The 12,217-nt window shown below is 59.3% G+C and carries 12 protein-coding genes; 7 read left to right on the forward strand and 5 right to left on the reverse strand.

The window, feature by feature from the left end:
- Positions 1 to 40 precede the first annotated feature (40 nt).
- Genes pabB through WIF35_RS06965 form a run of 3 tightly spaced genes read right to left on the reverse strand, consistent with a single transcriptional unit; the run spans position 41 to position 3,492 of the window.
- Complete coding sequence (gene pabB, locus WIF35_RS06955; RefSeq protein ID WP_412480836.1) at positions 41 to 1,765, reverse strand: aminodeoxychorismate synthase component I; 1,725 nt, start codon at positions 1,763 to 1,765, stop codon at positions 41 to 43.
- A gap of 8 nt (positions 1,766 to 1,773) precedes the next feature.
- Complete coding sequence (locus tag WIF35_RS06960; RefSeq protein WP_412480837.1) at positions 1,774 to 2,001, reverse strand: sulfurtransferase TusA family protein; 228 nt, start codon at positions 1,999 to 2,001, stop codon at positions 1,774 to 1,776.
- Between the two features lie 42 nt (positions 2,002 to 2,043).
- Positions 2,044 to 3,492 carry a M48 family metalloprotease gene (locus WIF35_RS06965; protein ID WP_412480838.1) on the reverse strand — a complete coding sequence of 483 codons (1,449 nt, stop codon included), beginning with the start codon at positions 3,490 to 3,492 and terminating at the stop codon, positions 2,044 to 2,046.
- Between the two features lie 112 nt (positions 3,493 to 3,604).
- Between WIF35_RS06965 and moaC the strand changes: the two genes are divergently transcribed.
- From moaC to soxZ, 3 genes are read left to right on the forward strand one after another with little or no spacing between them, the layout of a single operon-like run.
- Positions 3,605 to 4,039 (forward strand): cyclic pyranopterin monophosphate synthase MoaC, encoded by a 435-nt coding sequence (gene moaC / locus WIF35_RS06970; RefSeq protein WP_412481222.1) that lies wholly within the window; start codon positions 3,605 to 3,607, stop codon positions 4,037 to 4,039.
- Positions 4,040 to 4,053: 14 nt separating this feature from the next.
- On the forward strand, positions 4,054 to 4,527 hold the full coding sequence (gene soxY, locus WIF35_RS06975) for a thiosulfate oxidation carrier protein SoxY (RefSeq protein ID WP_412480839.1): 474 nt from the start codon (positions 4,054 to 4,056) through the stop codon (positions 4,525 to 4,527).
- Positions 4,528 to 4,531: 4 nt separating this feature from the next.
- Positions 4,532 to 4,843: a thiosulfate oxidation carrier complex protein SoxZ gene (soxZ, locus tag WIF35_RS06980; RefSeq protein ID WP_412480840.1), complete on the forward strand. Its 312-nt coding sequence runs from the start codon at positions 4,532 to 4,534 to the stop codon at positions 4,841 to 4,843.
- A gap of 72 nt (positions 4,844 to 4,915) precedes the next feature.
- On the opposite strand, the gene WIF35_RS06985 is transcribed toward soxZ, so the two are convergent.
- Positions 4,916 to 5,119: a cold-shock protein gene (locus WIF35_RS06985; RefSeq protein ID WP_234086081.1), complete on the reverse strand. Its 204-nt coding sequence runs from the start codon at positions 5,117 to 5,119 to the stop codon at positions 4,916 to 4,918.
- Positions 5,120 to 5,391: 272 nt separating this feature from the next.
- On the opposite strand from WIF35_RS06985, the gene clpS reads away from it, so the two are divergent.
- The 3 genes from clpS to rraA all read left to right on the forward strand — a co-directional run bounded on the left by clpS (position 5,392) and on the right by rraA (position 8,514).
- Entirely contained in the window at positions 5,392 to 5,700 is a 309-nt protein-coding gene (gene clpS / locus WIF35_RS06990) for an ATP-dependent Clp protease adapter ClpS (RefSeq protein WP_412480841.1), read from the forward strand.
- A complete protein-coding gene (gene clpA, locus WIF35_RS06995; RefSeq protein ID WP_412480842.1) occupies positions 5,700 to 7,958 on the forward strand; it encodes an ATP-dependent Clp protease ATP-binding subunit ClpA in 2,259 nt (752 codons plus the stop codon). The genes clpS and clpA overlap by 1 nt, the downstream gene beginning before the upstream one ends.
- Before the next feature lie 64 nt (positions 7,959 to 8,022).
- Positions 8,023 to 8,514: a ribonuclease E activity regulator RraA gene (gene rraA / locus WIF35_RS07000; protein ID WP_412480843.1), complete on the forward strand. Its 492-nt coding sequence runs from the start codon at positions 8,023 to 8,025 to the stop codon at positions 8,512 to 8,514.
- 66 nt (positions 8,515 to 8,580) lie between these two features.
- Here the strand turns inward: rraA and WIF35_RS07005 are convergent, their stop codons facing one another.
- The gene (locus WIF35_RS07005) at positions 8,581 to 10,377 is read right to left on the reverse strand and encodes a methyl-accepting chemotaxis protein (protein ID WP_412480844.1); all 1,797 of its coding nucleotides are present in this window, start codon (positions 10,375 to 10,377) and stop codon (positions 8,581 to 8,583) included.
- A 354-nt stretch (positions 10,378 to 10,731) separates the two neighbouring features.
- On the opposite strand from WIF35_RS07005, the gene aceA reads away from it, so the two are divergent.
- Complete coding sequence (gene aceA / locus WIF35_RS07010; protein ID WP_412480845.1) at positions 10,732 to 12,042, forward strand: isocitrate lyase; 1,311 nt, start codon at positions 10,732 to 10,734, stop codon at positions 12,040 to 12,042.
- Positions 12,043 to 12,217: the final 175 nt, after the last annotated feature.

Raw genomic sequence — 12,217 nt, forward strand, 5'->3', positions numbered from 1 at the left:
TCAAAAAGGCAAAAAATGGGCAGCGCATCGCGTGGCAGCATCAGCGCCAGCTGACGCGAATCAGCCCGCGCAGCGAATTCCCCAGCCAGAACCCATCGGCCAGATCTACCGGCAGCAATATCGCTTCCCGCGCCCGACCAGTCGCCAGCAATTCTTCGCGCAGTATGCCGGGCAAGGCACCGCTGGCCAGCGGCGGCGTCAGCAGTACGCCGTCGCGCTCGACGAAGACATTGCTGCGCGCCCCTTCTGCCACCTCGCCGCGTTCGTTCAGGAAGACGACATCGAACAGGGTGGGATCAGCCATCACTTCGACCAAGGCTGCGTCGTAAACTGCCCGGTCGGTCGTCTTGTGGCGACGTAGCGGATAGCGGGAATCGATCGCCGTATCTGCCAAGCGGGCGAAGCGTGGCCCGGCCGGCTCGTCGGTCAATGCAAAAGGCTTGGCTTCAAAGATTCCCGTCTTGTTCAAAGTCAGACGAACGCGCCATTTGCCACTGGATGGTAGCGCACCAAGCGCTGCCTCCAACTTTTCCCAGGCCACGGGAAAACCCAGTGCGCCCGCCGAGTTCGCCAAGCGAGCCAGATGGCGTTCGCGCCGATGCAAGCCCCCCACCTCCAGACGCATGGTCTCGATCAGCTGGATGCCGGGATCGCAATCGGTCAAAAAACGCGCCTTCAGCAGGCATTCGCGCCACTCGGCGTCGGCCCGCGAATCGGCGACGATGCCGCTACCCACGCCAAGGCTGCCACGGTAATTGGCCGCCAGTTGCAGGGTGCGAATCGCCACGTTCAGACGAAAATCGCCGTTCGGCGCCAACCAGCCTAACGCTCCGGTGTACAAGCCGCGCGGTTCGCTTTCCAGTTCGCCGGCGATTTGCATGGCGCGAATTTTTGGCGCACCGGTAATCGAACCACAGGGAAACAAGGCACGTAGGATGTCCGCCAGCGAACGCCCAGGCACCGCAGCCGACACCTCCGACACCATCTGCCAGACGGTCGGATAATCCTCGATCTCAAACAAGCGCTCGACACGCACGCTGCCGTTTTCGGCCACCCGCCCAAGATCGTTACGCAACAGGTCGACGATCATCAGATTTTCCGCCCGGTCCTTGACCGAATCGCGCAGGGTTTCCGGTGCTGCAGTGCGCGGCGCCGTGCCCTTCATCGGCCGCGTGGTCAATTTGTCGCCACGCTTTTCGAGGAAGAGTTCGGGCGACAGCGAAACGATGCCCTGCGCCGTATCGCCGACGAAACCGCCGTAGCGCACCGGCTGCCGTCGGCGCAGGCGGGCGTATAGCGCCAGCGGCGAACCGAACCAATCGAAAGTCAGCGGAAAGGTGTCATTGACCTGGTAGCAGTCGCCCGCGGAAATCAGGCTTTGGATGCGGTGCACCGCAGAAGTGTAGGTTTTCTCGTCGATCGCCGGCTGGACGTTGAGCACCCCGGCAGTCGCCCCGGCAAGCTGCGCCTCAAGCCACGCTTCGGCTTCCTGTTCGTCGAGTGTTTGGCAATCGGCAAAGCGCCAGAAACGAGCCAGGGGTTTGACGCCCGCCTGCCAGTCGAGCGGCGCCGATTTCGGCTCGAACAGGTAGCCCAGCTCGTAGTCGAGCGCAGCGACTGTCCAGCCAGGCTGCCGCTCCAGGTCCGCCAATGTGGCCGCCCAGCCATCGGCGTCGAACACCTCGCGGCATTCGATCAGGTCCGTAAACAGCCAAGCGGCGGGTTCGCCTTGCGGCGCCCGCCGATCTTCGAAAAAGGCAAACAACTGGGAGCTTACTTGCGCTTCAGGAAATACACGAAGATCTTGTCTTCTTCCGCCTGCTCGACCAGTTCGTTACCGGTCTGCTTGGCGAAGGCGGGAAAATCCTTCAACGAACCGGGATCGGTCGCCTGAACACGCAGAATCTGGCCAGATTCCATTTCAGCCAGGGTCTTCTTGGTACGCAGGATGGGCAGCGGGCAGTTCAGGCCCTTCACGTCGAGGTCGCGGTCGAATTCCATGATCGTTAAGGTCTATGCAATGCTAAAAATGGCATTCTACCGCTAATTGCGTTTTTCCTTCATTTCCTCACGCAAGCGCTGCTTCAACTCACGCAAGCGCGAGTCGATTACCGACATTTCGTAGAAATTGGCATCGCCGGCTTTCTGCGCCAATTCCAATTGCTCGACGGCCTGCGCCGTCTGCCCCTGCAAGGCAAAGACCTCAGCCAGGGAACGATGCTGCAATGCCTGTCGCCCCAATCCGGCATAGCTCTCTGCCCGCAACTTATGCAGGCGAATGTCGGCCGGATAATTCTGCAACTGCATCTCGGCAAAGCGCCGCGATTCCTCGTAACGCCGCGCCCCGGTGAGCGCCGCACCATAGCCGTATATCAGGCTGTAGTTGAGCGGAAAGCGGACCATCGCATCGCGGTAAATCTGCAAGCCGGTTGAAACGTCGCCCCGCGCTATACGAATCTCGGCACGCAATTTCTCGACCATCGCCGAGGACAGGCGGGCTGCGCGCACGCTGTCGATCTCCTTGTCAGCCGCTGGCCAATCGCGGTTGCGGAAGTGGGCATAGGCCAATCCGAAATGTGCCGCCGCTTCGGAAACGAACTTGCGGTCGCTCACCAACTCGGCGAAATCCTTGATCGCATCCTGCGGCCGCCCCTGCATGGCCCGCACCTTGGCCCGCACCAGTTGGAACTCCGCACTATCCGCCACCTGGCGATAGGACACGCCCTGCTCACGGTTCTGCATGTCCGACATGCGCTCGCCGGTCAGCGGGTGGGTGCGCAGGTAGGCGGTGGCATTGTTCTCATACAGGCGGACCGCCTTTTGCAGACGGGTGAAGAAGTCCGACATGCCACGCACGTCGTAACCGGCCCGGCGCAAGGTCTCGAAGCCGAGACGATCAGCCTCGCGCTCGAAATCGCGCGAATAGGCCAGTTGCGATGAAATCATCCCAGCCTGCGTGGTGGCGATGGCCGCATTGGCCAGCTGGGCATTGGAGCGTGCCGCCAGCAGAGCCAAGCCCATGGCCACCATCGAAGCGATGCCGTAATTGCGCGATTGATACACTTGGCGCGCGATGTGGCGTTGCGTCACGTGCGAGATTTCGTGGGCCAGTACCCCGGCAAGCTCCGACTCGGACTGCGCCGACAGAATCAATCCAGTATGCACGCCAATATAGCCCCCAGGCATGGCAAAGGCATTGATGCTCGGATCGTTGATCGCGAAGAACACGAAACCGAAGCCCGGATCGCTGCTGACCGCCACCAGGCGACCACCCAGCTGGTTCAAGTAGGCTTCGACATCGGCGTCGTCAAGATAAGAGGGCTCGCGTGCGCGGATTTCGTTGATGATCTGTTGCCCGATTTTTTTCTCGGCGGAAAGCGACAACTCGGTGCTGGCAACATCGCCCAGTTCAGGCAAATCGTCAGCGCGCAACGGCGCAACGGCCATCAGAAAGGCCAGCAATCCGGCGGTCAGTCGTTGTCCCATGCGCATGGTGCTATGATAACCGACCCACTTCGCCCACCGGCTCGAAGAACGTAACCCTTTGTAACCCACCGTGACCACCTCTCCCCTCACCCATTTCGATGCCAGCGGCCAGGCCCACATGGTCGATGTCGGCGCCAAGAACGAAACGGCCCGCGTGGCTCGAGCCGGCGGCAGCATCTATATGCAACCCGAGACACTGGCCCTGATCCGCGACGGATCGGCCAAGAAAGGCGATGTCCTCGGCATTGCCCGGATCGCCGCCATCCAGGCCTCGAAGCGCACCGGCGACTTGATTCCCCTCTGCCATCCGATTGCCCTGACCCGAGTTGCGGCCGAATTCACCATCGACGATGCAGCGAACGCCGTGCATTGCGAAGTGACGGCCGAATGCTTTGGCCGGACCGGCGTCGAAATGGAAGCCCTGACCGCCGCATCGGTCGGCCTGCTCACCATCTACGACATGTGCAAGGCCGTCGATCGCGGCATGCGCATTGACCACATCCGCCTGCTCGAAAAGAGGGGCGGCAAATCGGGCCACTGGCTCGCCGACTGACCCACACATCCATCATGCTTGAACTACGTCGAAAACTGCTCAAGGGCGGCGCCTCGGCCGCCATTCTGTCGCCGCTGTTGACCGCCGGCCTGTTACGTCCGAGCGCCGTACTGGCGGCGGAATGGAACCGCAACGCCTTCACCGCCAAGACGGTCGGTGATGCCCTGAAGGCTTTCGGTAGCGCCAATGCTGCCGAGTCACGCGATATCCTGATCAATGCACCGGAAATCGCCGAGAACGGTGCCAAGGTGGAAATCGAAGTCACGAGCAACGTCGCGAATACAAAAACCCTCGCCGTCTTCGCCGACAAGAACCCGATGCCGCTGTGCGCCACCCTGGATTTCTCCGGCCCCGTGCTGCCTTTTGCCCGCGTTCAGATCAAACTGGCGGAAACGACTCGCGTCCGTGCCGTCGCACGCGCGACCGACGGCAAGACCTACGTGGCATTCCGGGAAATCAAGGTCACCCTCGGTGGGTGTGGAGGCTAAGCAGATGGGCGAACAGATCAAGATCCGCGCACTAATTCAGGGCGACACTGCCGATATCCGCATCCTCATGCAGCATCCTATGGAAACCGGTCTACGCAAGGACGAACGCGGCCAGCTGGTGCCGCTGCAGTTCATTCAGACCTTCACCGTGACGCTGAACGGCAAGCCCATCATCGACGGGCAACTGAACACTTCCGTTTCCAAGAATCCGCTGTTTGCCTTCAAGGCAAAAGGTGTCAAGACCGGGGACAAAATCGGGGTCTTTTGGCAGGACAATACCGGTGACCGCCGACAGGACGAAATCACTGTCGCTTGACAGGTTTACGACAAAGCAAAACAAAAAGCCCGTCTGAAATCAGACGGGCTTTTTATTACAACAATCCGCGGTTTAGGCGCGCTGGATGTTGGAAGCCTGCTTGCCCTTGGGGCCTTGCACGACTTCGAAGGAAACCTTTTCGCCTTCCTTCAGGGTCTTGAACCCGTTCATGTTGATAGCCGAGAAGTGGGCGAAGAGGTCTTCGCTGCCGTCATCCGGCGTAATGAAACCAAAACCTTTTGCGTCATTGAACCATTTGACAGTACCGATTGCCATGTCTGCAACTTTCTTACAAAAAACGATCAAATCCCGGGTCTCCCCGACTCCCTGTTTGTGCTCAAAGCCCCGGTGCTCAAGGCAACCTCGATTGCAACTTGAATCCAAACAAAATGCTTTCTACGCGATATGAATTTCCTCGTCAACAGGTTTCGTTGCGGCGCTGCAACAATTTTTCAGGCCCGGGATTTGCTACGAAATGACTGGAAATTCCGGATGTCGACACCATGTAACGTGTTGCAGATTGGTTGGGACTGTATAGAATCGGACGCATGGCTACGAAGATTCAGGAAGGCGGACAACTCGAAGCGCAGCGCGCCGGAGTTCAACCGCCAAAGATGTACAAGGTGGTGTTGCTGAACGACGATTACACCCCGATGGATTTCGTCATCACCGTTCTGCAGCGTTTTTTTTCGTTGGACACTGAACAAGCGACGCGGATCATGCTCAAAGTTCATAACGAAGGTCGTGCCGTATGCGGGGTTTACTCCCGCGATGTGGCTGCGACCAAAGTAGAACAAGTCCTTGCATTCGCCCGCCAACACCAACACCCGCTTGCCTGCATCATGGAGGAAAACTGATGATTGCCCAGGAACTCGAAGTCAGCCTGCACATGGCCTTCGTCGAGGCGCGTCAAAAACGCCACGAGTTCATTACCGTCGAGCACCTCCTGCTGGCGCTGATCGACAACCCCTCCGCGGCGGAAGCCCTGCGTGCGTGCGGCGCCAAGCCCGATACGCTGCGCAAGGACCTGTCCAATTTCATCAATGAGCACACGCCGACCGTCTCCGGCGAGGACGACATCGATACGCAACCGACCCTCGGCTTCCAACGAGTCATCCAGCGCGCCATCCTGCACGTACAGTCCTCCGGCAAGAAGGAGGTCAACGGCGCCAACGTGCTGGTCGCCATCTACGGCGAAAAGGATTCGCACGCGGTCTACTTCCTGCAGAAGCAGGGCGTGACCCGCCTCGACGTGGTGAACTTCATCTCGCACGGCATCAGCAAGGTGCCGCAGCAGAAATCGACGCCCGAAGGCGAGGTTGAGACCGAAGGTGAGAAGGCCGAGGCCGGCCCGCTCGAGCAATACACCATCAACCTGAACGCACTGGCCTTGCAGGGCAAGATCGACCCGCTGATCGGCCGCGACAAGGAACTGGAGCGCGTCATCCAGACTCTCTGCCGCCGCCGCAAGAACAACCCGCTGCTAGTCGGCGAGGCTGGCGTCGGCAAGACCGCCATCGCCGAGGGCCTGGCCCGGCGCGTCGTCGAAGGCGATGTGCCCGAGGTGTTGGCCAAGGCCAACGTCTATGCGCTGGATATGGGCGCCCTGCTCGCCGGCACCAAGTATCGCGGCGATTTCGAGCAGCGCCTGAAAGGTGTGTTGAAGTCCTTGCAAGACAACCCGGACGCCATCCTGTTCATTGACGAGATTCACACGCTGATCGGCGCCGGCGCGGCTTCGGGCGGCACGCTGGATGCCTCCAACTTGTTGAAGCCAGCTCTGTCTTCCGGCCAGATGAAGTGTATCGGCGCAACCACCTATACCGAGTTCCGTGGCATCTTCGAGAAGGACAGCGCGCTGTCGCGTCGCTTCCAGAAGATCGATGTAAATGAGCCGTCGGTGGCCGAAACCGTGGAAATCCTCAAGGGCCTGAAAGCCCGCTTCGAGGCGCACCATGGCATCAAGTATTCGACCACGGCAATCACCTCGGCGGTCGAACTGTCGGCCCGTTACATCACCGACCGCCACCTGCCCGACAAGGCCATCGACGTGATCGACGAGGCCGGTGCCGCACAGCGCATCCTGCCGAAATCGAAGCAGAAGAAGGTCATCAACAAGACCGACATCGAGGAAATCGTCGCCAAGATCGCCCGCATCCCGTCACAGCATGTGACGATGGACGACCGTAGCGCGCTGAAGAATCTCGACCGCGACCTGAAGAATGTCGTCTTCGGTCAGGACAAGGCGATCGACGCGCTGGCCAAGGCGATCAAGATGACCCGTTCCGGCCTCGGCAACCCGAGCAAGCCGATCGGCTCCTTCCTGTTCAGCGGCCCGACCGGCGTTGGCAAGACCGAAGTCGCCAAGCAACTGGCCTACTGCCTGGGCATTGAACTAGTGCGCTTCGACATGTCGGAATACATGGAACGTCATGCGGTTTCCCGCCTGATCGGCGCGCCGCCGGGCTACGTCGGTTTCGACCAAGGTGGCCTGCTCACCGAAGCGGTGACCAAGAAGCCCTACTGCGTGCTGCTGCTCGACGAAATCGAGAAGGCGCATCCGGACATCTTCAACATCCTGTTGCAGGTGATGGACCATGGCACGCTGACCGACAACAACGGGCGCAAGGCCGATTTCCGGAACGTGGTGATCATCATGACCACCAATGCCGGCGCAGCCGACCTGCAGAAGACGAGCATGGGCTTTACCTCGTCCAAGCAGGCGGGCGACGAGATGGTCGAGATCAAGCGCCTGTTCACGCCGGAATTCCGCAACCGTCTGGATGCCACCATCGGCTTCGCGGCGCTGGATCACGAGATCATTCTGCGCGTGGTCGACAAGTTCCTGATGCAGCTCGAAGAGCAACTGCACCAGAAGAAGGTCGAGGCGCACTTCACCGAGGCAGTGAAGGAAATGCTCGCCGAGAAGGGTTTCGACCCGTTGATGGGTGCCCGCCCGATGGCTCGCCTGATCCAGGACACCATCCGTTCGGCGCTGGCCGACGAGCTGCTGTTCGGCAAGCTGGCCAATGGCGGCCACGTCACGGTCGATCTCGACAAGGACGGCAAGATCACCCTCGATTTCGAGGAGGAAAAGGCGGCCGAAACCGTCTGACGAGTTGCCAGCACCCCGAAAAGCCGTGCAAGATTGCACGGCTTTTTTATTTCCGGAGACAAGAATGAGCTTCAAGACCCCCGACCTGTGCGATGAATTCGAGGCCGAACTGGGCAAGAGCGTGCGCGTCGTCGCCCCGATGTTCCAGCGCTACGGCGGCCGCACCGCCTTCTCTGGCGAAATCGTCACGCTGAAGATTTTCGAAGACAACTCGCTGGTGCGCGAGGCCTTCGGCGAGAACGGCCAGGGCAAGGTGCTGGTCATCGACGGCGGTGGTTCGCTGCGTTGCGCTCTGGTCGGAGACCAATTGGCCATCCTGGCCCAGAAGAACGGCTGGGAAGGCGTCGTGGTTTACGGCTGCATTCGCGACTCCGGCGACATCAACGGCATCGACATCGGCGTGCGCGCGCTGAATACCCACCCGCAAAAGAGCATCAAGAAGGGCGTCGGCGACAGGAACATCGCCGTCACTTTCGGCGGCGTCACCTTCCAGCCCGGCGAATATCTCTACGCTGACGAGGACGGCGTACTAGTCTCCAGCAAACCGCTGGTCTGAAAATGAAAAACCGGGGAATCCCCGGTTTTTTGCCATTTGGGCCTGTGCACCGCAGCTGTGCCCTGTTCACCCTTCGAGCAGCACCGAGCTCTCGCAACCGACCCGCACCGTGCCCCAGTGCTTGCCTCCGACCATGATCGGCATGTTGATTTCGGAGAGGATTTCACCGGTATCGCGGGCATAGGTCTGGACCAGCATCGGCTGCTGGTTCTTGGCACCGCGCTGGCCGGTCACGTCGTCCCAGATGCGTTTGGTTCGGTTGCCGACCAGGTCGGCCTCGTAATTCCCGGTCAGCGGACGCGAGTATTTCTGGTTGTGAATTGCCCCATAGCCCCGGGTGTCGACCACCAGCGCGTAGACACCACCGCGCAGGACATGCAGCGCACGTTCGAATAGCGGCTGGACCTGTTGCTCGAAAGCCGAGCAATAGCTGACGTCGTATTTCTGTGGGCTGGTTTTAGGAATCGGACGATAGGTCTGGTCCCAGATATTGACGCCGCTTTTTGCCAACTCGGCCAGCTTGTCCTGGATGGCGTCGCGGAAGATGCGTGCCTGATCGACGTTGTAGTCGAAGGCGCCGCGCCCGATCTTGAAGCGCGAGACCAGCTCCTGCACGCTTTCGGTGGCCTGGCTCAAAGCCTGGGTCGTCTGCTCCGACGATTTCATGCTGCCGGCCACTTCGCCAGACAATTGGTGCACCTGGATGACCGCGTCGTGCACCTGCCCGTTGGTCGCCGTCAATTCCTCCATGGCCGTGGCGATCTGGTTCAACTGGTCGCCGGTCCGCTCGAAATCCCCGACCATGCGGCTGAATTCCTCGGAAGAGCGTTCGACCACAGCACGTGTCTGCCGGATGTCGCCATTGATGATTTCGTTTTCGCGCTGAGTATCCTCGACCAAGGAAATCATGCCGCCGATGTTGTCCGAAATTTCCTGTGTCGCGACATTGACCCGTTCGGCCAACTTGCGCACCTCGTCCGCCACCACAGCAAAACCTCTACCCGCCTCGCCAGCGCGCGCCGCCTCGATGGCGGCATTCAGCGCCAGCAGGTTGGTCTGGTCAGCGATTTCGCGGATCAGACCGGCAATTTGACGAATACTGTCCGAGCGCTTGGCGAGATGGCCGACGGTGTCATTGAACTGGGCCAGCTTGTCGGAAACCACCTGCACCTTGCTGACGATTTCGCGCATCTCCTCCAGAGAAGTACGTGCCGTACCCAGATTGGCGTCCGTCGAATTAGAAATCAACTCGGTGGCGGCCGATACCTCGTGTATCGCTTGCGTCGCCTCGGTGCTGGCGCCGAATACGGCATTGGCAATTTCGCCCTGCTGGGTTGCCCGCTCGGCCGTCGACGAGACCGACTTTTTGACGACGACAGCCTCGCGCGCAATATTCACACTCATCTTGCGCACTTCACTGATGATCTCGCGCATCTTGTCGGCGAAGCGGTTGTAGGACTCGGCCAACGTGCGCAGTTCGTCGTGCGTGATGGTCGGCAGATTGCGCGAGAAATCGCCTTCGCCGCGACCGATCTCGTCGAAGATCGAGGAAATGATGCGGACCGGGCGCAGGATCAGGTAGCGAATGTAGAGAATCTGCAGCAGGTTCCACAACAGCGCGACGACCGTCAGCGAAATCATCAGGGTCAGGCCGGTATCCATGCTGGCCACGATGCGCTGCAAAGCCTCGCTGGGCGCACCGGCCTTGGCGGCCTCCTCGGCCACCAAGGCCTTCTGACGGAAATAGACGCCCAAATAGGCGACATCGATGAAGAAGAGGAGCAAGAAACTCATCAGTTTCTTGGTCAGCGAATTCCAGAAGGTTCGCTCGTTCCAATCGTAGAGGCGCCGCAGAATTTCCATATGTACCGTTACCGTCGCAAAGTCGTCGAATTCAACCCTTATTTAACAATTTCGTCAATTGGGAAAAAACACAATAAGCAAAAAACTTTCGATATTTTTGACAAATTAATATTTCGATCAATGAAAGATGCATCAAAAAAATGCTGCGCTGCATTTCACGCTGGCGAACGATATTTCGCATCGTGAAATATTCGATATATACGATTGTTTTTTATCGAAAAAATAATGTCTTATGTCTTATATAAGACTATTGCTGCCCTGCAAAAAGACTTCTATACTTCACCCATCGTCCGAACCCAATGGGACAGGACGCCACAGAGACCGTAATCCCAACCTAACTCTTGAGGTATTCACATGAGCACTCGCGAACAGCAAATCGCCGCCCTCGAAAAAGACTGGGCTGAAAACCCCCGTTGGAAGCTCGTCAAGCGCGGTTACTCCGCAGCTGACGTCGTTCGTCTGCGCGGTTCCCTGCAGCCGGAATACACCCTGGCCCAGCGCGGCGCCAAGATCCTCTGGGACAAGGTCAACGGCGGTGCCAAGAAGGGCTACGTGAATGCTTTCGGCGCTATCACCGCCGGTCAAGCCATGCAACAGGCCAAGGCTGGCCTGGAAGCCGTTTATCTGTCCGGCTGGCAAGTTGCTGCCGACGGCAACACCTCCGAAACCATGTACCCGGACCAGTCGCTGTACGCCTACGACTCCGTGCCGACCATGGTTCGCCGCATCAACAACACCTTCAAGCGCGCTGACGAAATTCAGTGGTCGCGTGGTGTCAATCCGGGCGACGAAGGCTTCATCGACTACTTCCTGCCGATCGTTGCTGACGCTGAAGCCGGTTTCGGTGGCGTGCTGAACGCTTTCGAACTGATGAAGAATATGATCGCCGCTGGCGCTGCCGGCGTTCACTTCGAAGACCAGCTGGCTGCTGCCAAGAAGTGCGGCCACATGGGTGGCAAGGTGCTCGTGCCGACCCGCGAAGCCATCGAAAAGCTGATCTCCGCTCGTTTCGCCGCTGACGTCATGGGCGTTCCGACCCTGATCCTGGCCCGTACCGATGCTGAAGCCGCCAACCTGATCACCTCCGACTACGACGAGAACGACAAGCCGTTCCTCACCGGCGAGCGCACTCAGGAAGGCTTCTACCGCGTCAAGAACGGTCTGGAGCAGTCCATCTCCCGCGGCGTTGCTTACGCTCCGTACGCTGACCTCGTCTGGTGCGAAACCGGCGTGCCCGATATCGGCTTCGCCCGCGAATTCGCCCAGGCCATCCAGGCCGCCTGCCCGGGCAAGCTGCTGTCCTACAACTGCTCGCCGTCCTTCAACTGGAAGAAGAACCTGTCTGACTCCCAGATCGCTTCCTTCCAGGAAGAACTGTCGGCCTTGGGCTACAAGTACCAGTTCATCACCCTGGCTGGTATCCACGTCAACTGGTACAACACCTTCCAGTTCGCCCACGCTTACGCTCGCGGCGAAGGCATGAAGCACTACGTCAACATGGTTCAGGAGCCGGAATTCGCTGCTCGCGACAAGGGTTACACCTTTGTCTCCCACCAGCAGGAAGTCGGCACCGGTTACTTCGACGAAGTCACCACCGTCATCCAGGGCGGTTCCTCCTCCGTCAAGGCCCTCACCGGCTCGACCGAAGAAGAGCAGTTCCACTAATCGGACACACGATTTAGGCATCCCCGCTACCTACCCGGTAGCGTTTGGCCGGCCCCCACAAGGGGCCGGCTTTTTTATGTGAAAAAATTCACACTCACCTTGGTCTAGATCAAAGGGAGGTGGCGATGCTAAATTAAAATTTGGTCACATTATTAATTAGACGCCATGAATCGGG

The organism is Azonexus sp. IMCC34839 (genome assembly GCF_047047955.1).
Taxonomy (GTDB): domain Bacteria; phylum Pseudomonadota; class Gammaproteobacteria; order Burkholderiales; family Rhodocyclaceae; genus Azonexus.